Here is a 24280-nt window from a genome sequence, read left to right on the forward strand (position 1 = left end):
CTCAACAACTTTAGGGGATGGCACGGGGAGGGCCCCTTTTGTTGCCTGCGAACAGGACAAAAGGGGCCCCCGAAGTGGGCAGCATTAGCCCGGTGCGGACTGCCGCCGCGGTCCTACCTGACCAGGCAGGGCCGTTTCGGATCGAAGGACCAGCCGTCGATGTAGTACTGCATGCCGATGCTGTCATCGCGCGCGTCCAGGCCGTGCTCCAGGTACAGCTGGTGGGCCCTCTCCAGTGCCTCGCGGTCCAGTTCGATGCCCAGGCCGGGTGCGGCCGGGACCTCGATGGCGCCTGCCTTGATCTGCAGCGGGTTCTTGGTCAGGCCCTGGCCGTCCTGCCAGATCCAGTGCGTGTCCAGGGCGGTGATCTCGCCCGGGGCGGCGGCACCGGTGTGGGTGAACATGGCCAGCGAGATGTCGAAGTGGTTGTTCGAGTGCGAGCCCCAGGTGAGGCCGAACTCGTTGCACAGCTGCGCCACCCGGACCGAGCCGTGCATGGTCCAGAAGTGCGGATCAGCCAGCGGAATGTCCACGGCATTGCTGCGGATGGCGTGGGACATCTCGCGCCAGTCCGTGGCGATCATGTTGGTGGCCGTCTTCAGGCCGGTGGCCCGGCGGAACTCCGCCATGACTTCGCGGCCGGAGAAGCGACCCTCGGCGCCGCACGGGTCCTCGGCGTAAGCCACCACGCCCTGCATCCGCTTGCCCAGGCGGATGGCGTCGTCGAGAAGCCATCCGCCATTGGGGTCCAGGGTCACCCGGGCATCCGGGAATCGCTTGGCGAGGGCCGTGACCACGTCCACCTCGTCGTCGCCGGACAGGACGCCGCCCTTGAGCTTGAAGTCGCTGAAACCGTAGCGCTCCTGCGCGGCCTCGGCGAGGGCGACGACGGCTCCCGGAGTCATTGCCTCCTGGCGGCGGAGTTCTTCCCAGCGGTCCGACGGTGATTCCTCCACGAGGTAGGGCAGGTCGGTCCGTTTGTGGTCGCCCACGAAGAACAGGTAACCGAGCATGGGCACCGACGTGCGCTGCTGCCCGTCGCCAAGCAGTTCCGCCACGGGAATGCCGAGGAACTGGCCGTGCAGGTCCAGCAGTGCCGATTCAACGGCGGTGACGGCGTGGACGGTGGTGCGCAGGTCGAAGGTCTGCAGCCCGCGGCCACCGGCGTCGCGGTCGGCGAACTCCGCGGCGATGTCCCGCAGCAGCGAGCGGTAGCGGGCCACCGGTTTGCCCTTGAGCAGGGCACCGGCTTCCTCGATGGTGGTGCGGATCTTTTCGCCGCCGGGTACCTCGCCCAGCCCGGTGCGCCCGTCGGAGTCGGTCAGGATGACCACGTTGCGCGTGAAGAACGGGCCGTGCGCACCGCTGAGGTTCATCAGCATGCTGTCGTGCCCGGCGACCGGAACTACCTCAACGCCGGCGATGGTGGGCTGGCCGCTCATGCGCCAACCTCAGCCTTCTGGGGTGCTGCCACGACGTCGCCGTCGATGCGGCGGTTGAGGTGCCAGGGGTTGGTGTCCTGCAGGGGTGCCGGGAGCAGTTCCTGGGGGATGTTCTGGTAGGCGACCGGGCGGAGGAAGCGGTTGATGGCGAGGGTTCCCACGGAGGTGGTGCGGGTGTCGGAGGTGGCGGGGAAGGGGCCGCCGTGGACCATGGCGTGGCCTACTTCGACGCCGGTGGGCCAGCCGTTGACGATGATGCGGCCCACTTTCTGTTCGAGGACGGGGATCAGGGGTGCCGCCGTCGCGTAGTCGGCCTCGGTGAGGTGCAGGGAGGCGGTGAGCTGGCCCTCGATGCGGGAGGCTGCCGAAAGGAGGTCTTCGGCGCCGGTGTAGCGGATCACCAGGGAGGCGGCGCCGAAGATTTCCTCGTGGAGGACGTGGTTGGTGGTGAACTGCTCCACGCCGGTGCCGAAGATTGCCGGTGCGGGGGCGTTCTCGGTGGGGCCGGGGGTGCCCTGGCCGATGAGTTCGACGCCGTCCGCTGCGCTGAGTGCCCCGGTGCCGGTGTTCCAGGACCCGGCGATGCCTGCGGTGAGCATGGTCTGCCCGGCGCTGGCGGCCACGGCGCGTCCGACGGCGGCGGCGAATTTGTCGCCTGCCTCGCCTGCGGGGGCGAAGAGCAGGCCGGGGGATGTGCAGAGCTGCCCTGAGGATCCGGTGACGGCGGTGACGTAGGCGGCGGCGAGTGCGTCGATGCTTTCGGGATCGCCGGCGAGGGCGCCGTCGAAGACGAAGACGGGGTTGAGGGAGGACATTTCGGCGTAGACCGGGATGGGCTCGGGGCGCGCGGCGGCGGTCTTCATGAGGGCGATGCCGGCGGACTGGGATCCGGTGAAGCCGACGGCCTTGATGGCGGGGTCTGCCACGAGGGCCTGGCCGATGCTGGAGCCGGGGCCGTAGATCAGGGAGAACACGCCGGGGTGCAGGCCGTTGTCCGTGACGGCCTTGGCGATGGCGTGGCCCACGAGTTCGCTGGTGCCGGGGTGGGCGTTGTGGGCCTTGAAGACCACGGGGCAGCCGGCGGCGAGGGCCGAGGCGGTGTCGCCGCCCGCGGTGGAGAAGGCCAGCGGGAAGTTGCTGGCGCCGAATACGGCTACGGGGCCGAGCGGGATCTGGCGCTGCCGGATGTCGGCGCGGGGCAGGGGTGCCCGGTCCGGGATGGCGGGGTCGATGCGGACGCCGCGGTAATCGCCCTGGCGGACCACGGCGGCGAAGAGGCGCAGTTGTCCGGTGGTGCGGGCGCGTTCGCCGGTGAGCCGGGCGGCGGGGAGGCCGGTTTCCTGGCCGGCGCGGACCAGCAGTTCATCGCCGATGGCTTCGATGTTGTCCGCGATGGACTCCAGGAAGGATGCGTGGGTTTCCGGGTCCAGGGTGCTGAAGGACGCGTAGGCATCCTTCGCTGCCGCGGTGGCCGTCGCGAGCTGTTCTTCGGTGAGCAGCGTGTAGGCGGGCTCGAGGGCCTCGTTGGTGGCGGGGTTGAACCCGAAAGTGGTCTTGCCTTCGCCGGCAACCGTCCGGCCTGCGATGAGTGAATGTCCAGTGAGGGTCATGGATTGCTCCTGTGTCTTCGGTGACGGTTAGGAAACGGTGGCGATCAGGGCCTTGAGGTCCGCGAGGTCCTGCGGCGCCAGGTTCTGCAGCGGCGTGCGGACCGGGCCAGCGGAACGGCCGATGGCGTCGAGGCCGCCCTTGACGATGGACACAGAGTAGCCCTTCACGCGGTCGCGGATATCCAGGTAGGGGATGACGAAGTCGTTGAGCTTCTTGTTCACGGCGGCGCGGTCCTGGTTGCGGACGTCCTGGTAGAAGTCCAGGGCGAACTGCGGAACGAAGTTGTACATGGCGCTGGAGTAGGTGCTCATCCCGAGCTGGAGGAGGGGCAGCGCAAAGGTTTCGGCTGTGGGCAGGCCGCCCAGGTAGAAGAGCCGGTCGCCGAGCTTGGCGTAGACGCGGGCATCGTGTTCGAGGTCGCCCACACCGTCCTTGAAGCCGATGAGGTTTGCATGGCGGTCCGCCAGGGTGGCCACCGTGGTGTCCTTGTAGATGGCGTTCGCGCGGTTGTAGATGATCACGCCGAGGGACGTGGCGCGGCAGACGGCGCTGACGTGCTCCACCAGGCCGGCCTGGTCGGCCTCGGTCAGGTACGGCGGCAGGAGCAGGATGCCGTCGGCGCCGGCGGCTTCAGCTGCCTTGGCGTTCTCGATGGCCTGGGCCGTGGATCCGCCTGCGGAGGCGAGGACCGGAACACGGCTGCCCACTTCGTCGACGGCGGTGCGGACTACGCGCTCGGACTCGGCGGGGGTCAGGGAGAAGCCTTCGCCGGTGCCGCCCGCGGCGAAGAGGCCTGCCACCGGGAAGCTTGCCTGCCAGGCCAGGTGCTTGCGGTAGTTCTCCTCATCGAACTGGAGGTTGGCATCGAAGGATGTCACGGGGAAGGACAGCAGGCCTTCCTTGAGGGTGTCCGCCAGTTCATTGGGGGTGTACTTTGCCACGGTGTGGTCCTCCGGGTGTGTGCGCCGCGAAGGCGGCAGGCTGATGATTCCCTCCCAGCGTAGGAGTGCCGCTGATGCCTGTCTAAGTGTTTTTTTATATGTATTGATACCTTTGCTGCATCATAATCTCGCGGGTGCCAAAGCGGTGATGCTCGCAGTGCCCGGCCTTCCGGATTTACTCCATGGCGAATTCCAGGTCGCGCAGCAGGCGGGCCAGCGCCGGGTTGGTGATCCGGCGGTTCCACAGGGCGTGCAGCTCCACTTCCTCCCCGCGTCCGGCCTCCAGCGGCAGGAATTCCACGTCCTTGATCCCCAGCAGGGTGGCGGAGTGAGGCACGAAGGCCAGGCCGCGGCCGGCGGCCACCAGCGAAACCATGGTGAGGATCTGGCTGACGGTGTGCACCACGTTGGCGTGGCGGATAGGCAGCATCCGCACCACAAGGTCGTAGAAGTAGCGGGCCTGGGTGGGGGAGTGCATGATCAGCGGCTCGTCCTTGAAGTCCTCGGCCGTGATGTCCCGGGCGAGGAGGGTCAGCGGGTGCCCGGCCGGCACCGCCACCACCATGGATTCGCGGTAGAGCAGGTGTGAGTCAAAGGTTTCGCTGTCGAACGGCGGCCGGGCCAGGCCCAGATCGAGTTCCCCGGTCAGGAGGCCGCTGAGCTGTTCACCCGTCACCAGTTCCTGCAGGTCAATGTCCACATCCGGAATGATGCCCGCCAGTTCGCCGAGGAGCGGGCCCAGGATGCTGAAGCCGCTGGCCGCGGTGAACCCCACCCGCAGGACGCCCGAGCGTCCCGAAGCAATCCGGCGGGCAGTCACCGGGGCCCGCTCGGCAAGGGCCATCAGCCGCCTCGCCTCGTCCAGAAACGCCTCGCCGGCCGAGGTCAGGGTCACTTTCCGGTTGTCCCGCTCCAGCAGTTCGGCACCGACGATCTTTTCCAGTTTCTGGATCTGCCGGCTCAGTGGCGGCTGCGTCATATTCAGCCGCTCTGCCGCTCGGCCGAAGTGCAGCTCCTCTGCCACGGCGATGAAGCCGGCCAGCTGGTCGAAAGTAAACATGATGCCTTCCGGGTATCAAATGATGCAGATTCGGGCTTAGACAGGCATCATAGCCGCCCCTACACTCGACAAAGCGAACGGGGTGACCCGGTTCACAGATTGTTCCGGATCCCACCCGGAGATTAACGAGGAGTTCCAATGAAGCACTTCCCCACCCGCCGTGCCATCCTCGGCACCGCATCGGCCTTCACGCTGCTGGCCCTGACGGCATGCGGCGGCAATGTTGGCGGCGGCGCCGCTGCCGGCAACTCGTCCAAGTTCCCCAGCGGTCCGGTGACGCTTACCGTTGGCCAGGCCGCCGGCGGCAGCACCGACCTCATCGCCCGGGCTCTGGCCGAAGGGGCAACCAAGACCCTCGGTTCCCCCATGCCGGTGGTCAACAAGCCCGGCGCCAACGGTGCCCTCGCCACCAAGGAAGTGGCGGGCAAAGCCGCAGACGGCCAGGAGCTGGTCCTGCTGACCGCATCGCTGATCACCATCACCCCGCTGGCCGTCAGCGCCGACGAAGCCGTCAACATCGATGACCTGGAAATCATTGCCGGGCTGTCCCAGGACGACTACGTGCTCGTGGCCAGCCAGCAGTCAGGCTTCAAGAGCTTCAAGGATGTCACCGGCGCCGGCCGCAACGTCACGTTCGGCACCACCGGTGTGGGCACCGGCAGCCAGCTGGCCCAGACTGTCCTGTTCAAGCAGGCCAATGTGAAGGGCACAGACGTTCCGTTCGACAGCGGCAAGCCCGCATTGACCGCCGTTTTGGGCAACCAGGTGGAACTGGCCACCATCCAGCTCGGCGAGGCCATGCCACAGATCGAAGCCGGCAAGGTCTCCCCGCTGCTCGTGTTCTCCGAGGAGCGCAACAGCTTCCTGCCCGACGTGCCGTCAGCCAAGGAAGCCGGCTACGACGTCCCTGTGGCCCAGTACCGTGCGGTGGCAGCGCCCAAGGGCACACCGCAGGAGGTCAAGGACAAGCTCCTGGCATCCTTCCAGGACACCTTCAAGACGGACGCCTACAAGGAGTTCAACAAGAAGAACCTGCTCACGCCCAAGGAGCTCAGCGGCGAGGAAGTGGTCACTGAGTGGAAGGGCTACGCCGAGAAGTACAAGGAGCTGGTGGAGAAGTACGACATCAGCCTCGGCGGGAACAAGTAAGAACCATGGAGACAACTCCAGCAGTATCCTCCGGGCGTGACGGCAGCAGCGCCGTCACGCCCGCCGGTGGCGCCGGGGACGCCCCCAACGAACTGCCCGAAGCCCTGACCCCGGAGCAGCTCGCCGCGCAATGGGAAGAGGAAAAGCCTCCCGCCGCCGGGCCGCTGGCCAATGCCGCGTCCTCGCTGGTGGTGCTCGGCGTCGGCATCGGCGCCCTGGTCCTCTCGGTGGCCATGGGCCTGGGCACATTGTCGGCGCCGCAGCCCGGGCTGTGGCCGTTCATGGCAAGCTCCGTGATGGTGGCACTCGGGCTCTTCCAGTTGATCCTGGGCCGGCACAACCGGGACGCGGAGAAGTTCACGCGGATGTCGCTCGCACCGCTGATCGGCCTGGCCACGCTCGCCACGATGGTTGCGCTGATGCCGGTGATCGGGTTCGAAATCCCCGCGCTGATCCTCTGCGTCATCTGGATGAAATTCTTGGGCGGCGAAACCTGGCGCTCAACCATCCTGGTCAGTGTCCTGGTGGTGGTTGCGTTCTACGCGATCTTCATCCTGGCCCTGGGCACTTCCATTCCCCACGTCTTCTAGGAGACCACCGTGGATTTTCTTAATCCTGTGATTAACGGTTTCTCGGTCGTCCTGGAACCGATGAACCTCCTGTACTGCCTGGTCGGCGTCGTCATCGGCATGCTGATCGGCGTGCTCCCGGGCCTGGGGCCCGCCGCCACCATCGCCATCCTGCTGCCCCTGACCTACGGCGTGGAGCCGGTGACGGCCATCATCATGCTCGCGGGCATCTTCTACGGGGCCCAGTACGGCGGCACCATCACGTCGGTGCTGCTGCGGCTTCCCGGCGAAGCATCATCGGTGGTCACCGTCTTTGACGGCTACCAGATGGCCCGGCAAGGCAAGGCCGGAACCGCATTGGGCCTGGCCGCGATCGGGTCGTTCATCGGCGGCACCGCGGCCATCATCGGCCTGACTTTCCTGGCTCCGCTGGTGGCCGGCTTCGCCCTGGACTTCGGGCCGCCGGAGTATTCGGCGCTGGCCATGCTGGGTATCTTGCTCGTGGCGACCATCAGCGGCGGATCAAAGGTCAAGGCGCTGATCGCGGCGTCGGTAGGCCTCCTGCTGGCCACCGTGGGCCGCGACATCTTCACCGGCGAGAGCCGCTTCACCTTCGGCAGCCTCCAGCTCGCCGACGGCATCGACTTCGTGCCGATCGCCATGGGCATCTTCGGCCTGGGCGAGATCCTCTACAACCTGGAGGAGCGGCACCGCGCCGCCAAGGCGCCGTCGAAGGTTTCCAACGTGTGGCCCTCGAAGGGCGAACTGAAGCATGCCTCCGGCGCCATCGGCCGCGGCTCCGTGCTCGGATTCTTCCTCGGCATCCTTCCCGGCGGCGGCGCCACCATCGCCTCCATGGCCTCATACGCCATGGAAAAGAAGCGCGCCAAGCAGCCCGAGCGCTTCGGCAAGGGCGCGCCCGAGGGCGTGGCCGGACCCGAAACGGCGAACAACGCGGCAGCAACGTCGTCGTTCATTCCGCTGCTGACCCTGGGCATCCCCGCCAACGCCACCATGGCCCTGATGTTCGGAGCGCTGCTGATCCAGGGCGTCACCCCGGGCCCGCAGCTCGTGGAACAGGAACCCGAGCTGTTCTGGGGCGTTGTGAACTCGATGTACATCGGCAACATCCTGCTGCTGATCATGAGCCTGCCGCTGGTGGGGATCTTCGTGCGGATCCTGCGGGTCCGCGCCGCCATCCTCGCCCCGATCACCGCGCTGATCACCCTGCTGGGTGCCTACACCATCAACAACAGCATGTTCGATGTGACGCTCGTGGTGGTCTTCGGCGTGGTGGGCTACCTGATGAAGAAGTTCGGCTTCGAACCCGGCCCGCTGGTCCTGGCCTTCGTCCTGGGCGAGCTGCTGGAAAGCTCCCTCCGCCGCTCGCTCCTGGTATTCGACGGCGACCCCACCGGGTTCTTCACCCGGCCGATCTCGGCCACCCTGCTGGCGGTCTTTGTCCTGGTGGCAGTGCTGCCGGGCATCCGCAGCGTAATCGCCAAGCGCAAGGGCACGACGGCGGCATCCGCCTCCGCCGGTGACGGCATCAATAACGACGGCGCCAACAACATCAAGGAGAAGGTATGAGCATCATCGTCGGGTTCGTCCCCACACCCGCCGGGGAGGCTGCCCTCACCGCCGGGATCGCCGAGGCACAGCTGCGGAACCAGGAACTGTTCATCGTCAACTCGGCCCGCCAGGGCGCGCTGGTGGACAAGTCTGTCGCCCCCGAGGACGTGCTTGCGGAGGCCGCGGCCCGGGCTACGGCCGCGGGCATCAAGGCAACTGTCATCCAGCCGCCGTACCAGCACGACCTCGCCGACGAATTCCTCGACGTGGCGCGGGAGGTGGATGCCTCGCTCATTGTCATCGGACTGCGGCACCGCACCCAGGTGGGCAAGTTCATCCTGGGCAGCCACGCGCAGCAGATCCTGATGCAGGCCGACCGTCCCGTGCTGGCCGTCAAGGCCGACGGCGGAAACTTCTAGCAGGAACGGGAACCGGAATGTACCAGCGCAGCCCCCTCCGCAGGATCGCCGCCAGGCGCGGGCCGGCCCGCGTGGCCGGTCCGGCCGAGGTCCCCGACTGGTCCAGGCTGGGCCGGGGAGACGATGTCGAGGTGCTGCCTCCCCGGGGAACCGCCGTGGCAGGGACGATCGACATGATTGCTCCAGACCGCAGCGTGTTCTGGATGATCCGCCGCGACGGCGGCGGCCGGACCATGGTCTGCTCCGGCGATGACGTCAGCGTTGCAATGGTCGCCCGGGCAAAGGCGGCACGGCCGCCGCAGCCCGAAGCAGGATGCCCCTGACGGTTCTGGCCGCGCCAATTTCCGGCCCAAAAGCCGGTGGTCCTTCACGGACCACCGGCTTTTCGCATGCTGCCATCATTCGGCAGCGCCGAGCTCCGTCAGCAGCGCGTCAAGAACGGGGAGCTGGCCCTTAACGAGTTTTTCCCTTGCCGCCTGCAACGGGAACCAGCGGGCGTCGTCGATCTCCGGAAAGTGCTGGATGCGCCCGGATCCCCTGGGCCATTCGAGCGGGAACGTGTTGCTGGCGATACTTTCGGGCCGGAAGTCCTGCTCCGCCGTGAACACGGTAATGACCTTGCCGCCCGACTGCCGGAAGTCTCCCAGCGGCCGGTACTCGGCGGCGGGCGCGGGTGTGCCGATTTCCTCGGCAAACTCCCGCAGTGCGGCTTCGAGCGGGTCCTCGCTGTCACCGTACTCGCCCTTGGGAATGGACCATGCATGGGAGTCCTTCCGTGCCCAGAACGGTCCGCCCATGTGGGCGATCCACACCTGGAGCTCCGGATTTGAGCCGGCGCCGTCCGTATCCCGCCGGTACAGCAGGAGTCCTGCGCTTCTAACCGGCATCTGCCCTCCATGGTCGAATCGAAAGTGGAAAACTGCCGTCCGGTGTTAACCCGCAGTTCACGGCACTGCTTTAGGTTATTCCTTCAGGCACTCTGCTCGAAGGGACCATCATGGCCAACATCGCTGAGGTTATGGGACGGCTCACGCCGGAAGAACTTGATGAGCTTCACCGCCTGGGGCCGCAGGGCCACCTGCCCCGCCATCTCCAGGACGCCCTGGACCGTGCGGCAGGAGGGCCTGGCTCCGGCAGGGGCTACTACGTGCCTACAGGAAACGTCAGCTCCACCGGCGGCCCCCTCCTGGTGCTGCGAAGCGATGTCTCCAGCTGGCTGTTCAGCTCCCACCGGGATGATCCCGACCAGCTTCCGCAGCACCCCTGACGGGGAACAGCATCGGCCAGCTGACCCGGGACTTCCGGCGGTTGGAGTCCGGCGCCACCCCTCAGCCCGCGGATTCAGCCGATCAGCAGGCTCAGTGCCTCGGTCAGGTGTTCCACCTCGCGTACTGAGAAACCGGACGGGACCGGCCCCGGCCCCGTATGGCTGGCAGGGACCACCGCGTGGGTGAATCCCAGCCGGTGGGCTTCCTGGATCCGCTGGTTAATGCCGGGCACCGGGCGGACCTCGCCGGCCAGGCCCACCTCGCCGAAGGCGATCAGCCGGACGGGAAGCGGCTTGCGGGCCTTAGCCGAGGCCACGGCCAGGGCAACGGCCAGGTCAGTGGCGGGCTCGCTGAGCTTCACACCGCCCACCGTTGCCACGTAGGAATCATCCTTGTGCAGCTGCGTTCCTGCGCGCTGCTGCAGCACGGCCAGGAGCATGGACACCCGGGAGCTGTCCAGGCCGCTGGTGGCCCGGCGCGGCTGGGAGTTGGGGCTCTCGGCCAGCAGCGACTGCACCTCGGCCAGCAGCGGACGGCGCCCCTCCATGGTCACGGTGATGCAGGTGCCGGACACCGGATCCTTGGTGCGGCTGACGAACAGCCCGCTGGGATCGGTGAGCCCTTCAATACCGTTCTCGTTCAGGTCGAAACAGCCGACGTCGTCCGTGGGCCCGTAACGGTTCTTGACCGCGCGGAGCAGCCGCAGCCGCGAATGCCGCTCACCTTCGAACTGGCAGACGACGTCCACCAGGTGCTCCAGCAGGCGGGGCCCGGCGATGGACCCGTCCTTGGTCACGTGCCCCACCAGGAGGGTGGTCATGTTCCGCCGCTTGGCCGCGGCAATGATGGAAGCGGCCACCTCCCGGACCTGGGACACACCACCGGCGCTGCCGTCCACGTCGGCGCTGCTGAGTGTCTGCACGGAGTCCACGATCAGGAGCCGCGGTTCAATCTTTTCCACCTGCCCCAGCGCCTGGCCGAGGTCCGTTTCCGCGGACAGGTAGAGGGATTCGGCCACGGCGTCGATCCGCTCGGCACGCAGCTTCACCTGTGCTGCGGATTCCTCGCCGGTCACGTACAGGACATCCTGTGCCGTCCGGGCGAACTTTGCGGCCACGTCCAGCAGCAGCGTGGATTTCCCGACGCCGGGTTCGCCGGCCAGCAGGATGACGGCCCCGGGGACCAGGCCGCCGCCCAGCACCCGGTCCAGTTCGGCCACTCCGGTGGGGAGGAACGCGGCCGTGGTGGCGTCCACCTCGGCAATCCGCCGGGCCGGCTCCACAACCGTAGTGGCCGCCGTCGTCCGTGCGACGGCCGTGCCCGTTTCCTCAACGGTGCCCCACGCCTGGCACTCGCCGCAGCGCCCCACCCACTTGACGGTGGTCCAGCCGCACTCGGCGCATTTGTACGCGGGCGCCTTGGAAGCCCGGGAAGTCTTTGTTGCCATGCGTTCAACCCTACTGGCGGCCACCGACATTCCAGGGCGCAGGCCCGCCCGCGAGGTTTCGCCCCCACCGCCGCAGCTTCCCAGGCTCGACCAGGGAGGGAACCCGGCGGTCGTAGGCGCAGGCCCAACCACCCGTTCCTACAGCGCCGGCAACACGTCCCGGGCTTCCTGGGCATCCATGCCTGTGGCCTCCAGCAGGTCCACCATCAGCGGCCGGAACAGCATCACCACCGTTTCACCCTCCAGCCGCTGCACCTCGAGCAGCTTCGGGTGCAGCCGCAGGGCGATCTCGCTGAGCTCGTTCCGTGCTGTGCGCAGGTGGGCGCGCCGGACGCCGTCGTGCGTTTCCGCGAGGCCCAGCGAGAGCTCCTCGATGGCGGCAGCGGTTTCCTGCAGCACCTCGGCGATGTTCTCCGTAGCCTCGTCGGAGAGCGCCGCGTGGTTGATGGCGCTGGTGAGCCGCCGCGCGAACACCCGGCTGTTGCGCAGGGCCAGGTCGATGAAGTCCAGGGACTCCTTGAGCCGGTCCAGCTCGTCCCGGTGCCGGCGATGGGCGGGCGCCAGCCGGGCCACCTCATTGGAGGCCCGCAGCGAGTGCCGCATCCCGTCCACCAGCGGCTGGCAGTTCCGGCCGCGGACCAGGGCGTGCCATGCCTTGGTGGAATCGCTGTGCGCCAGCGCCTCCGCACACTCGCGCAGCACCTCCGCCAGTTCATGGAGCAGGTTCTGGACGTCCTTGCGCGGCTCCCTTCGCGGATCCTTCGGCATCAGGATGGTCACCAGCAGGGCGCACAATCCGCCCACCACGGCGTCGATACTGCGGGTGAACGGCCCGCCGGACGGCGCCGGCAGCAGCACCACCAGCAGCGACTGCAAAGCCAGCTGGGTGGTGAAGATATTGCCGCTGTCCAGGAAGCGGGCCAGCAGTATGGAGAAAAGGAGTACGACGGCGGCCTGCCAGATTCCGCTGCCCAGCCAGTGCAGGAGCAGGTCGCCGACAGCAATGCCGATGGTGCAGCCGAGGCCCACTTCCAGGACGCGGCGCAGCCGCGGCTCCCGCGAAAACCCCAGCGCGATCAGCGACGATGTGGCGGCGAACAGCGGCCCGGAGTGGCCCAGCACGTACTCCGCGAAAGCGTAGGCGCCCACGGCGCAGACGGTCATCTGGATGGCCGGGACCAGGGAGTTGCGGCTCCGGATGATCCCGGTGCGGAAACGGCCGCGCAGGAAGTGCCTGCCTGCTGAAAGTCCTGCTGCGGGAGCCATGGCGTCAAGTCTATTTGCTGCCCGGACAGGTTCCCGCGCAGGCTTACGCCCGGGGAAGCCCACTACGGCGGCGGATGTGACCTGCGCAATGGTGACCCGGCAAGTGTTAACCAAAGTCCCGCCGTCGTTAAGGTCCCGTTCACTTTGGGCAGCCCATCCCGTTACCTGCGGCCCATAACTTCGTTGAAGGTACAGAACGTACGCATCGCGCAGCAGGGTTTCTCCGGCCCCGCCCGCACCTGAATAACCCTGGAAGGGGTACACGTAGTGAAGGCACTTCGTTTCGGCCGCCACGCGGCAATCGCTGTTATCGCAGCCGGCGCCCTGGCGCTCACGGCCTGCGGCTCAGACAACGCCACGGGCACCACGCCTGCCGGCAACCAGGCTTCCTCCGGCCCGAAGGTCACGGGCACCCTGACCGGCATTGGCGCATCCTCCACCGGCGCAGCCATGGACGCGTGGAAGGCAGGCTTCGCCTCCGCCAACCAGGGCGCCACCGTGCAGTACTCCCCGGACGGCTCCGGCGCGGGACGCAAGGCCATCATCGACGGCTCGGCACAGTTCGCCGGTTCCGACGCATACCTCAAGGACGAAGAGCTCGAAAGCTCCAAGGCCATTTGCGGCCCCGACGGCGCCATCAACATCCCGGTCTACATCTCGCCGATCGCCGTTGCGTTCAACATCCCCAATGTCACCGAGCTGAAGCTGGACGCCACCACGGTGGCCAAGATCTTCCGCGGCCAGATCACCAACTGGAACGATCCCGCCATCGCCGCCCTCAACGAGGGTGTCAGCCTGCCGGACCTGAAGGTCACCCCGGTAAACCGCTCTGACGACTCCGGCACCACCACCAACTTCACCGATTACCTGGCCTCCGCAGCCCCCGAGGTCTGGACGGACAAGTCCTCCGGCGTCTGGCCCGCCAGCCTCCAGGGCGAAAACGCCAAGGGCACCTCCGGTGTGGTCAAGACCGTTACCGACACCCCCGGCGCCGTGACCTACGCTGACGACTCCGCAGTGGGCGGCAAGCTCGGCACCGCCTCCATCAAGGTGGGCGAGGAGTTCGTCAAGATCTCCGCCGACGCCGCAGCCAAGGCCGTGGAAGCCGGCAAGCCCGTTGACGGCCGCTCTGCCACCGACGTGTCCATCAAGCTGGACCGCAAGACCACCGCTGCCGGCGCCTACCCGGTGGTGCTGGTTTCCTACCACGTGGTCTGCAGCGCCTACGACAAGCAGGAGACCGTTGACCTGGTCAAGGCCTTCGAGAACTATGTAGTCTCCGACGTAGGCCAGCAGGCCGCCGCCGACTCCGCGAAGTCCGCTCCGCTGTCCTCCTCCCTCGCGGAGAAGGCCCAGAAGGCCATTGACTCCATCAAGGTCAAGTCCTAGCAGCCGTACCAAAAACCGGGTTCCCCGCCTGCCGAGAGGCAGGCGGGGAACTTCGGTTTGGACGCAGCAATCTTTTTCGTGCCAGTTAACGATCGAAGGGCCGTCGAATGACCGCCACCTCCCTGACCAGCACCCAGGGCGCCGGCCGCGCCGGGGACAAAGTCTTCTCGGGCGCCGCGCTCGCCGCCGGCTGCCTCATCCTCGCCGTCCTCTTTGGCGTCGCGCTCTTCCTGGTGGTCCAGGCCATCCCTGCGCTCACCGCCCCCGCCGCCGAAATCCAGGGTGGGGAAGGCTTCTTCGCCTACATCTGGCCCATCGTGATCGGCACGCTGATCGCCGCCGTCATTGCCCTGGTGATTGCCACTCCCATTGCCATCGGCGTTGCGCTCTTCATCTCGCACTTCGCCCCCCGCGGACTGGCCGCCGGCCTGGGTTACGTGGTTGACCTGCTGGCCGCCATCCCGTCAGTGGTTTACGGGGCCTGGGGCGCAACGTTCCTGGCCCGGGAAATCTCCCCGGCCTACAACTGGCTGGCGGACAACATGGGCTGGCTGCCCATCTTCCAGGGACCGGCCTCGGCCACCGGCAAGACCATCCTGACGGCGGGCATCGTCCTGTCCGTGATGGTGCTGCCCATCATCACCTCGCTGTCCCGGGAAATCTTCCTGCAGACCCCCAAACTGCATGAGGAAGCCGCCCTGGCCCTGGGCGCCACCCGCTGGGAAATGATCAAGATGTCCGTCCTGCCCTTTGCCCGGCCCGGCATCATCAGCGCCGTCATGCTCGGCCTCGGACGTGCGCTCGGCGAAACCATGGCCGTGGCCCTGGTGCTGTCCTCCGGTGCGCTGACCGCCAGCCTGATCCAGTCCGGCAACCAGACCATCGCCGCTGAGATCGCCCTGAACTTCCCGGAGGCCAGCGGCCTGAAGGTGAGCACGCTGATTGCCGCGGGCCTGGTCCTGTTCGTCATCACCCTGGCCGTCAACATGATTGCGCGCTGGATCATCACCCGGCACAAAGAATTCTCGGGAGCCAACTAAATGACCTCGACGCTTACCCCGGTGCGCAGCAAGCGCTCGGCACTGACCAAGGGCCAGCTGCCCAAGTACGCCCCGTACATCGTCCTGGCCGCCGCCCTGATCGTGGGGGCCGCCATCCTGGCGCTCATCGGCTTCAACGCCTTCGGGTGGGGCCTGGTCTCGGCGCTGCTGTTCGCCGTCGGATTGGTGTCCTGGAGCGCCGCCGTGGAAGGCTCCCGCAAGGCCAAGGACCGGCTGGCCACCTGCCTGGTGGTGGGTTCCTTCCTCGTGGCGCTGCTTCCGCTCGTCTCCGTGATCTGGACGGTGCTGGTCAACGGCGTGCCCGGGCTCCTGAACCCCGGCTTCCTGAGCAATTCCATGAACGGCGTCACCGGCGTCTATGACAACCGGGCCGTTGAAGAGGGCGCTCCTGTGCTCGGCGGTATCTACCATGCGCTCCTTGGCACCGTGCAGATCACCCTCCTGGCCACCGTCATTTCCGTGCCGGTGGGCCTGCTGACGGCCATCTACCTTGTGGAATACGGCAACGACGGCCGCCTGGCCCGGGCCATCACGTTCTTCGTGGACGTCATGACCGGCATCCCGTCCATCGTGGCCGGCCTCTTCGCAGCGGCCTTCTTTTTCGCCGTGGTGGGACCGGGAACCAAGACCGGTGCGGTAGCCGCCGTCGCGCTGTCCGTCCTCATGATTCCCGTGGTGGTCCGCTCCAGCGAGGAAATGCTGAAGATCGTCCCGAACGAACTCCGCGAGGCCGCCTACGCCCTGGGCGTGCGGAAATGGCGCACCATCCTCAAGGTGGTCATCCCGACGGCGATCTCCGGCATCGCGTCCGGCGTCACCTTGGCCATCGCCCGGGTCATCGGCGAGACCGCCCCGATCCTTGTCACCGCAGGCTTTGCCACCAGCATCAACGGAAACGTCTTCGGCGGCTGGATGGCCTCACTGCCCACCTTTATCTACACCCAGATCCTCAACCCCACCTCGCCCGCCAACCCGGACCCGTCGTCCGAGCGGGCCTGGGGCGCGGCGCTGGTGCTGATCATCCTGGTGATGATCCTCAACCTTGCCGCACGGCTGATCGCCAGGATCTTTGCCCCCAAGGCGGGCCGCTGAGCCCGCAGCCCCTTCCGGTCCCGCGGGCCGGATGCCAGACTTCAATTCATCCCCAGTTAGTGAAGGAACACCATGTCTAAGCGCATCGACGTCAAGGACCTGAACGTTTACTACGGCGACTTCCTCGCCGTGGAAGACGTCAGCATCAACATTGAGGCCAAGTCCGTCACCGCGTTCATCGGCCCGTCCGGCTGCGGCAAGTCCACGTTCCTGCGGACCCTGAACCGCATGCACGAGGTCATTCCCGGCGCACGGGTGGAGGGCGAGGTGCTCCTCGACGGAGACAACCTGTACGGCAACGGTGTGGACCCGGTGACGGTCCGCTCGCAGATCGGCATGGTGTTCCAGCGTCCCAACCCGTTCCCCACCATGTCCATCCGGGATAACGTGCTGGCCGGCGTGAAGCTGAACAACAAGAAGATCTCCAAGGGCGAAGCCGATGTCCTGGTGGAACGCTCCCTGAAGGGCGCCAACCTGTGGAACGAGGTCAAGGACCGCCTGGACAAGCCCGGCTCCGGCCTCTCCGGCGGCCAGCAGCAGCGCCTCTGCATCGCCCGCGCCATCGCCGTGGAGCCGCAGGTGATCCTCATGGACGAGCCCTGCTCCGCCCTGGACCCCATCTCCACGCTGGCCATTGAGGACCTCATCAACGAGCTCAAGGACCAATACACCGTGGTGATCGTCACCCACAACATGCAGCAGGCCGCGCGCGTCTCTGACAAGACCGCGTTCTTCAACATTGCCGGCACCGGCAAGCCCGGCAAGCTGATCGAGTTCGGCGACACCCACACCATCTTCAGCAACCCGGTGGAGAAGGCAACCGAGGATTACGTTTCCGGCCGCTTCGGGTAAATCCGGCTGCTTGGCGCAACGGGTAACGCAGGCGCTGCGCCCCCGGGGGCGTTCGCCTATGCCGGGACTTCCAGCTGGAAGCCGCACCGGCAGCGCAGGACCCTGGTAGGCAGGCATACGGCGCCGGGATCGTCGCCGGCCCCGCCGGTCCGGTAGCCGAGCCGCACAATCTCGAAGGCTGCTTCCGCCATGGGGTAGCCGCAGTGGACGTATTCATCGCCGAACATGATGACCTGCGCCATGGACCGCACCTGATGGAGGACGGCGGCCACGTCCGTGGCGTAGGCCAGATGCTCCTGGAACTGCCTGCAGGCATCGCAGGTGTAGGACACCGTCACCAGATCCCCGCCAGCGGGGTCCAGGGCCGTGACCGAGTGGATGGTGACGTGGTTTTCCGTGCCGCAGGTTGCGCAGCCGAGCTGCCGAGGCTGGGGCAGCGGGCGCCGGGGATTCGAAGTAGACATGATGCCTGCTCTTTTCCGCGATGTGCATCCATGCCGCCGGTTTGCAGCAGCGGCGCAAATCCGGCGGTTGCACACGGCGCCGGACGGGTCCCCGGCACCCAGCACTGGGGGACGTCCTTCGAATGTACGTCACCGTCGCCGGGACTGTACAGGAAAATTACGGCCGCTCAGCCCGCCGCGGACAGGGCCAGCGCCAGCACGAAGGCGAGTGCCGCCGTCGCCAGCGGGGTGAGGACCCAGAGGCCCACGATCCGGATGACCAGCTTCCGGTTGGTGACGGAGAAGTGCTGGTTCTCGCCGGCCCCGAGCACCGCCGAGGTGACGGTGTGGGTGGTGGACAGGGGCCAGTGCAGGGCAAGTGCCCCCACGAACAGCATGAGCGCGCTGTAAATCTGGGCCACCGAACCGCGGAGAGGATCAACCCGGGTCAGCTTGTAGCCGATGGTGTGGGAGATCCGCCATCCGCCAAACAGGGTCCCGGCGGCAATCATCACCGCGGACAGGAGGACAACCCACATGGGGATGTTCCCGCCGTCGGAATATCCTGCCGCGAGCAGGGCGAGCAGCAGCACGGCGCTGACCCGCTGGCCGTCCTGCAGCCCGTGGCCGAATGCCACCGCCCCGGCGGCAATGGCCTGGCTGCGGCGGAAGCGCTGGTTCACCACACTCGGCTGGGTATGGCGGGCGGCCCATGTGGCCGGGTACACCAGCAGGAAGGCGCCGCTGTACGCCACCAGGGGAGAGAGCAAGAGGGGCAGGACCACCTGCAGGAGGAGCGACTGGTCCGCGCCGCCCACCCCGGTTCCGCCCACGGCAAGGCTGGCCACGCCGGCCCCGGCCAGCCCGCCCACCAGGGTGTGCGTTGAAGGGACGGGTATGCCCCGCCACCACATCAGCAGGCCCCAGGCGCAGGCGCTGAGAAGGCCGGAAACCAGGATGGCCAGGCCATCGGTGCCGGAGGGCAGGCTGATCCACGTCTGGCTGACGGCAACGGCCAGGGTGGCGCTCAGGAGCGCCCCCACAAAGTTGAAGAAGGCGGCCAGCAAGACTGCCACGCTGGGTGTGAGTGCCCGGTTGCGGACGGGCAGGGCCGTGGAAAGGGAAACGTCCCGGAAGCCGTTGAGGAACGCAAACGCGGCGGTGAGGACCACCACCGCGCCGAAGAAGACTGCCGTCACCCTAGGATTCCTTGACGATGATGCTGCCCACCTGCGTGGCGATGCGCCGCATGTCCTTGGTGACCTCCACCAGCTGGTTGGCCACGTCCCGATTGCGGGAATACTGGGCCCACTTCATGTCCGAAATCATGTCCGCCACCCACACCCGGTGCGTGCGCTCGGCACGTTTGGTGAGGCGGAGGATCTCGATCCAGTAGTCCTCGAGGTCGTCCAGGTTGTTCAGCCGGCGCATGGCGTCCACTGTCAGCTCGGCCTGCCTGCTGATGATCTCCAGCTGGTCCGCGGCGCGCTTGGGAAGCCGCTCCAGCTTGTATAGGGCAACCAGTTCGGCCGCGCCGTCCATCTTTTCCATGGCTTCGTTGAGGTAGCGGGACAGGGTGTACATGTCCTCGCGGGGGAGCGGGTTTACGAAGCTGGTCCGCATGTGGGTCAGCAGGGCATAGTGCAGCTCGGAGGATTTTGCATCGTGGTTGTGCATGTCCTCCACGAGCTTGGCGTGGTCCGCTGCCGAGACTCCCAGGATTTCCGCCAGGGTGCCGCTGGCCAGGACTATCTGCTGTGCCATCTGGGAGAGGAGTTTCAGCCCGGCGGGCTCCTGGGGAAATAGACGCAACTGCTTCACGTGGTTTACCGGTTTCCGGGAAAAGTTCAAGGCGGGAGTATTGCCGCCGTGTGACTTGACCCGGGCGCGCAACTGACGCTAACTCTACCGGCCCCTCACCGCGGGCCTGAAATGGGCAGACGGTAAAACGGGCAGAAAAATGGTGCCGAACCGGATACGCCTCTCGGCGGTAGGCCGCTCTAGGCGGCTGAGTGTTGAAGCCCGGGGGTTTCGCGGTTCGGCACCGATTTCAGTCTTCTACGATGCTTCGCCCAAGTCAATCTTGACAGTTGGCGGTGCTTGGGCAGGGGGTTTCAGTCGAGTTCCCCGAGGCGCCAGGCGTTGGCAGCGTGCTCGAGGTCCTCGGCGGTCTTCACCAGCTGGTGGGAATTGCGCGTCAGCCGGCTGGCGTGTGCCTCGTTGGCGTGCTCGGCACCATCGGCGAGGGTCGCCTGGCCGAGCGCTACAACCCGGCAGAATGCGGCGGAACGCTCCAGCGCGACGTCGAACTCGCCGTCGAACGCCCCGGAAAGAATGGCATCGGCCATGGTCCGCATTTCATCTGCCCCCGGCGGCTCTGCAACGCCGGCCACCACGTTGGACACCTGCGCGGTGTCCTTGCCGGCTCGGAAATAGACGGAAATACGCTCAGGGTCCTGGACTGTCGCGGCACGCAGGGCGTAAAGCCGCCACAGCGCTCCAGGCAGCGAGCGGGCCGGGCTTTCGGCCCACATCTCCGCGATGGCTTCCAGGCCCTGTTCGTCCGCGAGGCGCACCAGTCGCTCGGTGATGACGGGGTCGTCGCTGTCGCGGCCATGCCGGACCAGAGCCTGGGCAGCGAGGTGCGCGGCCTCGGACACGCGGGCGGGATCGGCGCCACCGGCGAAGGGCTCGAAGTCGATGGGGGCGAACGGCTTGGGCTTGTGGTGCCGGTTCGCGCCGCCGTATGGCTTGGATCCTGCTTGCTCGCTCATGCCCCCACGCTACTCCTGTGCCGTGCCTGAATCGAGCAGGCGAAGCAGGGGAGGGCAGGGCAGGAAAGCGGGTGCCGGATCCGTTGCGAAACGCCCGACGGCGGCGTCCGGGCTGCGTGCGGAGGCGCCGGAACCATGGGTTAGAGTATTAACGTCCAGAAATGGATGGGCCGGTAGGGGAAGCGCAGCGGGACCGCTGTGGCAACCAGCCGGCTGGGGCCTTTAGCTCAGTTGGTAGAGCATCGGACTTTTAATCCGTGGGTCGTGGGTTCGAGCCCCACAGGGCCCACCCATTCAGCGGGCCGGAAGCGTGGAGCTTCCGGCCCGTTTTTGTTTGCCCGCCGTGGCGCCACTCCTGGGCTTGTCCGCCGGCCAGAACCTTCAAGGCAGGGTTCTGCGAACTAGCTTCTGACCGGAGCCTGTGCCGCCGCGGCAAGCCACGGGCTGCCTGCTGCGATATCAGTGAACCGTTCGCCGATCAGCCCGTAACCCTCGGCGTCCGGGTGCAGGAGGTCCGGGAGGAGATGGGCGTCTCCGGATCCGAAAAGCCGCAGCCCGTCCAGGTAGTGCAGATTCGGATCTGACGTGCTGCGCTCGCTGACGGCTTCCGCGAGGATGTTCCTGGCGTCGCGGAGGGTCAGTAGCCCGTCGCCGGGCTTGCGGGGGAGATCGGTGGCCAGGAACTTCCCGTCTACCAGCCGTGAGGGGCCGGGGGCGTCCTCATGCTCGGGGCAGAAGATGGGCGATATCAGGACCAGCGGGGTCCAGGGGTGGCCGTCCCGCACAGTGTCCAGGAAACCGTGAAGGGCCGGCGCGAACGTACGCCGGCGGAGGCTGGCGCTGTTGATGATGTTGATGCCCACCTTTACCGTGATGAGGTCGGCGGGCTCGTCGCGGATGGTCCGGGCCACGAACTGGTCCAGGTGGGCGGAGCCTGCCAGTCCCAGGTTGTAAAGGTCCAGTCCAAGGTTGCGTGCGGCAATGACGGGCCACACGCCGAGGGGGGACTCGGCGTGCGAGGACTGGCTGATGGAGCTCCCGTAGTGCACCCAGCGCGGACCGGTGCGCGGTGCGGGCTGCAGGGGTGCTTCGGAGCGGACGCCGTGGATCAGGGCACTTCCCCGGTGCGGCAGCCACAGGGTGACTGTGCGTTCCTGCCGCGGCCCCGGAATCTCGAAGCGGGCGGTGGACGGGGCGCCGGGCGTCAGGGTGCTGGACCCGTCCGGAAAGGTTTCCAGGACGTCCCCCTCGTGGAAGTGCCGGCTTTCGGCATGGCCATCGGACGTGGTCAGGTTGAGCACCGCTGCCTGCAACGGACGCCAGCGCCAGTCAGCGGATTCCCGGGTAAAGGTCAGGTCCACCTCCAGCCAGGCGGCATCGGTCAGGAACTCCAGCCGCACCCCGGAGGGCGTCGCATTGGCTTTGGCCAGAGGATTGTCCCCACCGAACTGGGCCTGCGTCCATGCGGGAAGCCGCCGGATGGTGGTGCCGCCGGTGCCCGGGGTGATGTCCAGTGCTCCGCGGAAGGCCGCCGCTTCGGTGTCCGGTGAAGCGGTATATGGTTCAGCGTTGTCCAAGGCCATGGCCCCATTCCACCACGCCATTGTTCAGGCCCCGCCAGAGCCTGTGCTGCATGACGTCCCTTGACGAGGCAGGGAATGTAAAGGAAGCTACACCGCCACGCCGGGCCGGGCCTTCCTCATAAGCTTGTTCGCTCATCAGAACCGTCACGGCGTGGTTGTGCGATGTGGCTTCTGATGGACCCCTGGGAGTGCGGCACGGGCACAGCTCAGCAAACCAGGCTGCGAGGGGTCCGGGGACGGGCCACCCGTTCCAGCGGGGACAATAGGCAGATGGCTAAAAGCAGCAAGGGCAGGATGCCGCGCCTGGAGGACGTGGCCGATGTGGCCGGCGTTTCGCACCAGACCGTCTCCCGCGTCATCAACAACCACCCGAATGTCAGCAAGGCCACCCGTGAAAAGGTGGAGGCCGCCATCGCGCAGCTGGGCTACCGGCGGAACACGGCTGCCCGGAGCCTTGTCACCCGCCGGTCCCAGACCATCGGGGTCCTGGCCAGCGAGCTGTCCCAGTACGGGCCAGCCAACACCCTCCTCGGCGTGGAGCAGGCTGCCCGAGACGCCGGCTACTTCGTGAGCATCGCCGCGCTCCGCGAGGTCAACGGCGCGGCCATCGCCGGCGCCGTCAGCCACTTCCTGGACCAGGCGGTGGACGGCATTGCCGTGCTGGTGCCGCACGCCGAAACCCTCCAGGCCCTCGACGCGCTGAAGATCCCGGTCCCCGTGATGGCCGTGGGATCGCTGGGCAACAGCGAGGTGAGCGGTGCCATGGTGGACCAGCGCGCAGGGGCACGGCTCGCCGTCGAACATCTCATCGCCCAGGGGCACCGGCGGATCGGCCATGTCTCCGGTCCCGCCGGCTGGACCGACGCCGCCGAACGCGCTGAGGGATGGCGGGAAGCCCTTCACGCCGCGGGGCTGGCGGACGATCTCCTGGTGGAAGGGGATTGGAGCGCCGGCAGCGGCTATGCCATTGGACGCGGGCTGGCGGCGGGGCGCAGCGCCACCGCACTCTTCGTGGGCAATGACCAGATGGCGCTGGGAATCCTGAGGGCCTTCGCGGAGGCCGGCGTCCGCGTGCCCGACGACGTCTCAGTGGTTGGCTTCGACGACCAGCCGGAATCGGGGTACTTCAGCCCGCCGCTGACCACGGTCCGGCAGGACTTCGAGGAGCTGGGCCGCCGCTGCCTGGACACCATGCTGAAGGAAATAGAGGCCGGCACCGGGGTGAGCTCCACCGTGGTCACCCCGGAACTTGTTCCACGGTCCAGCACGGCTCCGCCCGGCAACGGATAGGCGGTCCGCAAAAAATTTCCATGATTCTGCATCCAACTCCGCGCCCGCGCCAGTAGTAGGGGTGTAAGCGTAAAGCGCCCGCCCGGCGGGCCGACCAAGGAGAAGGACATGCGAAAGAGGATCTTCACAGCAGGTATCGGTGCCGCAGCCATTGCAGCCGCGATGGCCCTGGCCGGTCCCGCCAGCGCTGCCGAGGGCGACGCCCAGCTCTCGGTGCTGCACGGCGTCCCCGGGCTGACCGTGGATGTCTGGGTCAACGGCGACCGCACCCTGGACGATTTCACCCCGGGCAGTCTCGCAGGGCCGCTGGCACTGCCTGCAGGCGCCTACCAGATCGCGATCACCGCGGCGGACGCCGCTGACGCCTCCGCCGCCGTCATCGGCCCCGTAACCGTCAACCTCGCAGCCAACGGCAACTACACCGCCGTAGCCAACCTTGACGCCGCCGGCAAGCCCACAGCCAACCTTTTCACCAACGATGTGTCCCAGATCGCGGCCGGCAAGGGCAAACTCACCGTCCGGCACACCGCCGCGGCACCCGCCGTCGACGTCCTGGCCGGCGGCAGCGCCGTGGTCACCAACCTCTCCAACCCGAACGAGCAGACGCTCACCCTGGACCCGGGAACGATTTCCGCATCCGTGGCGGCCACCGGGACCACCGCCCCGGTCATCGGGCCCGCGGACGTCACGGTCGCCGAGGGAACCCACACCATCGTTTACGCGTGGGGCAGCCTGGCTGACAAGAACCTTCAGCTGGCAGTACAGAACATCGAGGGACTGCACTCCGCGCCCGGCTCCGTCCCCGGCGCCCGGGACGGCTCTGCGGACGCTTCGCCGGCACCGGCAGGCCTTGCCCTGGGGCTGGGAGCAACCGCCATCGCCCTGCTCCTTGCAGGCGTAGGCACAGCCCGCACGGTAGCTGCACGCCGCGCACGGCAGTAGCCTCCGGGATCTGATAGACCGGCCGCCCGGCGTACCCTGCCCACCTGCACCGGGCGGCCACCCTACCGAAAACCACTACTCCCCGCCGCGTGCGGGGCCCGGACCGAGAG

Annotated in this window: 24 protein-coding genes and 1 tRNA gene; 13 read left to right on the forward strand and 12 right to left on the reverse strand. The window is 67.2% G+C overall.

The genetic code is table 11. The features are described from left to right. Nucleotides 1–113 precede the first annotated feature (113 nt). From ACHL_RS01720 to ACHL_RS01735, 4 genes are all read right to left on the reverse strand, one after another. Nucleotides 114–1442 carry an enolase C-terminal domain-like protein gene (locus ACHL_RS01720; protein WP_015935575.1) on the reverse strand — a complete coding sequence of 443 codons (1329 nt, stop codon included), beginning with the start codon at nucleotides 1440–1442 and terminating at the stop codon, nucleotides 114–116. Continuing rightward, on the reverse strand, nucleotides 1439–3052 hold the full coding sequence (locus tag ACHL_RS01725) for an aldehyde dehydrogenase (NADP(+)) (protein WP_015935576.1): 1614 nt from the start codon (nucleotides 3050–3052) through the stop codon (nucleotides 1439–1441). The genes ACHL_RS01720 and ACHL_RS01725 overlap by 4 nt, the downstream gene beginning before the upstream one ends. A gap of 27 nt (nucleotides 3053–3079) precedes the next feature. Further along, nucleotides 3080–3994 (reverse strand): 5-dehydro-4-deoxyglucarate dehydratase, encoded by a 915-nt coding sequence (gene kdgD, locus ACHL_RS01730; RefSeq protein WP_015935577.1) that lies wholly within the window; start codon nucleotides 3992–3994, stop codon nucleotides 3080–3082. Nucleotides 3995–4169: 175 nt separating this feature from the next. After that, the gene (locus tag ACHL_RS01735; RefSeq protein WP_015935578.1) at nucleotides 4170–5054 is read right to left on the reverse strand and encodes a LysR substrate-binding domain-containing protein; all 885 of its coding nucleotides are present in this window, start codon (nucleotides 5052–5054) and stop codon (nucleotides 4170–4172) included. Nucleotides 5055–5192: 138 nt separating this feature from the next. On the opposite strand from ACHL_RS01735, the gene ACHL_RS01740 reads away from it, so the two are divergent. Genes ACHL_RS01740 through ACHL_RS01760 form a run of 5 tightly spaced genes read left to right on the forward strand, consistent with a single transcriptional unit; the run spans nucleotide 5193 to nucleotide 9086 of the window. Next, nucleotides 5193–6203: a Bug family tripartite tricarboxylate transporter substrate binding protein gene (locus ACHL_RS01740; RefSeq protein ID WP_015935579.1), complete on the forward strand. Its 1011-nt coding sequence runs from the start codon at nucleotides 5193–5195 to the stop codon at nucleotides 6201–6203. 5 nt (nucleotides 6204–6208) lie between these two features. After that, on the forward strand, nucleotides 6209–6793 hold the full coding sequence (locus ACHL_RS01745; RefSeq protein ID WP_015935580.1) for a tripartite tricarboxylate transporter TctB family protein: 585 nt from the start codon (nucleotides 6209–6211) through the stop codon (nucleotides 6791–6793). Nucleotides 6794–6802: 9 nt separating this feature from the next. Next, entirely contained in the window at nucleotides 6803–8362 is a 1560-nt protein-coding gene (locus tag ACHL_RS01750; protein WP_015935581.1) for a tripartite tricarboxylate transporter permease, read from the forward strand. Then, nucleotides 8359–8763, forward strand: coding sequence for a universal stress protein (locus ACHL_RS01755; protein ID WP_015935582.1), 405 nt, complete (start codon nucleotides 8359–8361; stop codon nucleotides 8761–8763). The genes ACHL_RS01750 and ACHL_RS01755 overlap by 4 nt, the downstream gene beginning before the upstream one ends. A gap of 17 nt (nucleotides 8764–8780) precedes the next feature. Next, nucleotides 8781–9086: a hypothetical protein gene (locus ACHL_RS01760; protein ID WP_015935583.1), complete on the forward strand. Its 306-nt coding sequence runs from the start codon at nucleotides 8781–8783 to the stop codon at nucleotides 9084–9086. Between the two features lie 75 nt (nucleotides 9087–9161). On the opposite strand, the gene ACHL_RS01765 is transcribed toward ACHL_RS01760, so the two are convergent. Next, nucleotides 9162–9650, reverse strand: coding sequence for an NUDIX domain-containing protein (locus tag ACHL_RS01765; protein ID WP_015935584.1), 489 nt, complete (start codon nucleotides 9648–9650; stop codon nucleotides 9162–9164). A 110-nt stretch (nucleotides 9651–9760) separates the two neighbouring features. On the opposite strand from ACHL_RS01765, the gene ACHL_RS01770 reads away from it, so the two are divergent. Beyond that, nucleotides 9761–10030, forward strand: a complete 270-nt coding sequence (locus ACHL_RS01770) for a hypothetical protein (RefSeq protein WP_015935585.1) — start codon at nucleotides 9761–9763, stop codon at nucleotides 10028–10030. 74 nt (nucleotides 10031–10104) lie between these two features. Here ACHL_RS01770 and radA read toward each other — a convergent pair whose 3' ends face one another. Then, nucleotides 10105–11478 (reverse strand): DNA repair protein RadA, encoded by a 1374-nt coding sequence (radA, locus tag ACHL_RS01775; RefSeq protein WP_015935586.1) that lies wholly within the window; start codon nucleotides 11476–11478, stop codon nucleotides 10105–10107. Between the two features lie 138 nt (nucleotides 11479–11616). Next, a complete protein-coding gene (locus ACHL_RS01780; RefSeq protein ID WP_015935587.1) occupies nucleotides 11617–12744 on the reverse strand; it encodes an FUSC family protein in 1128 nt (375 codons plus the stop codon). Nucleotides 12745–13011: 267 nt separating this feature from the next. Here ACHL_RS01780 and pstS point away from each other — a divergent pair, with 267 nt between their 5' ends. The 4 genes from pstS to pstB all read left to right on the forward strand — a co-directional run bounded on the left by pstS (nucleotide 13012) and on the right by pstB (nucleotide 17138). Then, on the forward strand, nucleotides 13012–14133 hold the full coding sequence (gene pstS / locus ACHL_RS01785; protein WP_015935588.1) for a phosphate ABC transporter substrate-binding protein PstS: 1122 nt from the start codon (nucleotides 13012–13014) through the stop codon (nucleotides 14131–14133). 107 nt (nucleotides 14134–14240) lie between these two features. Beyond that, entirely contained in the window at nucleotides 14241–15173 is a 933-nt protein-coding gene (gene pstC, locus ACHL_RS01790; RefSeq protein ID WP_015935589.1) for a phosphate ABC transporter permease subunit PstC, read from the forward strand. Then, entirely contained in the window at nucleotides 15174–16286 is a 1113-nt protein-coding gene (gene pstA / locus ACHL_RS01795) for a phosphate ABC transporter permease PstA (protein ID WP_015935590.1), read from the forward strand. Nucleotides 16287–16358: 72 nt separating this feature from the next. After that, nucleotides 16359–17138, forward strand: a complete 780-nt coding sequence (pstB, locus tag ACHL_RS01800) for a phosphate ABC transporter ATP-binding protein PstB (RefSeq protein ID WP_015935591.1) — start codon at nucleotides 16359–16361, stop codon at nucleotides 17136–17138. Nucleotides 17139–17194: 56 nt separating this feature from the next. On the opposite strand, the gene ACHL_RS01805 is transcribed toward pstB, so the two are convergent. The 4 genes from ACHL_RS01805 to ACHL_RS01820 form a co-directional block, all read right to left on the reverse strand. Then, nucleotides 17195–17602, reverse strand: coding sequence for a hypothetical protein (locus ACHL_RS01805; RefSeq protein ID WP_015935592.1), 408 nt, complete (start codon nucleotides 17600–17602; stop codon nucleotides 17195–17197). Between the two features lie 167 nt (nucleotides 17603–17769). Further along, nucleotides 17770–18780, reverse strand: a complete 1011-nt coding sequence (locus ACHL_RS01810; protein WP_015935593.1) for an inorganic phosphate transporter — start codon at nucleotides 18778–18780, stop codon at nucleotides 17770–17772. Nucleotide 18781: 1 nt separating this feature from the next. After that, nucleotides 18782–19345, reverse strand: coding sequence for a DUF47 domain-containing protein (locus ACHL_RS01815; RefSeq protein ID WP_050767063.1), 564 nt, complete (start codon nucleotides 19343–19345; stop codon nucleotides 18782–18784). Between the two features lie 350 nt (nucleotides 19346–19695). Then, entirely contained in the window at nucleotides 19696–20355 is a 660-nt protein-coding gene (locus ACHL_RS01820; RefSeq protein ID WP_015935595.1) for a hypothetical protein, read from the reverse strand. A gap of 216 nt (nucleotides 20356–20571) precedes the next feature. Here ACHL_RS01820 and ACHL_RS01825 point away from each other — a divergent pair. Continuing rightward, nucleotides 20572–20644: transfer RNA gene (locus ACHL_RS01825), tRNA-Lys, on the forward strand. A 112-nt stretch (nucleotides 20645–20756) separates the two neighbouring features. Here ACHL_RS01825 and ACHL_RS01830 read toward each other — a convergent pair. After that, the gene (locus ACHL_RS01830; RefSeq protein WP_015935596.1) at nucleotides 20757–21938 is read right to left on the reverse strand and encodes a GDSL-type esterase/lipase family protein; all 1182 of its coding nucleotides are present in this window, start codon (nucleotides 21936–21938) and stop codon (nucleotides 20757–20759) included. A gap of 270 nt (nucleotides 21939–22208) precedes the next feature. Here ACHL_RS01830 and ACHL_RS01835 point away from each other — a divergent pair, with 270 nt between their 5' ends. Together ACHL_RS01835 and ACHL_RS01840 are read left to right on the forward strand one after the other, a co-directional pair. Next, complete coding sequence (locus tag ACHL_RS01835) at nucleotides 22209–23228, forward strand: LacI family DNA-binding transcriptional regulator (RefSeq protein WP_015935597.1); 1020 nt, start codon at nucleotides 22209–22211, stop codon at nucleotides 23226–23228. A 108-nt stretch (nucleotides 23229–23336) separates the two neighbouring features. Next, nucleotides 23337–24170, forward strand: coding sequence for a DUF4397 domain-containing protein (locus ACHL_RS01840; RefSeq protein WP_015935598.1), 834 nt, complete (start codon nucleotides 23337–23339; stop codon nucleotides 24168–24170). Nucleotides 24171–24280: the final 110 nt, after the last annotated feature.

The sequence above is a fragment of the Pseudarthrobacter chlorophenolicus A6 genome (genome assembly GCF_000022025.1).
In the GTDB taxonomy this organism is placed as follows: Bacteria; Actinomycetota; Actinomycetes; order Actinomycetales; family Micrococcaceae; genus Arthrobacter; species Arthrobacter chlorophenolicus.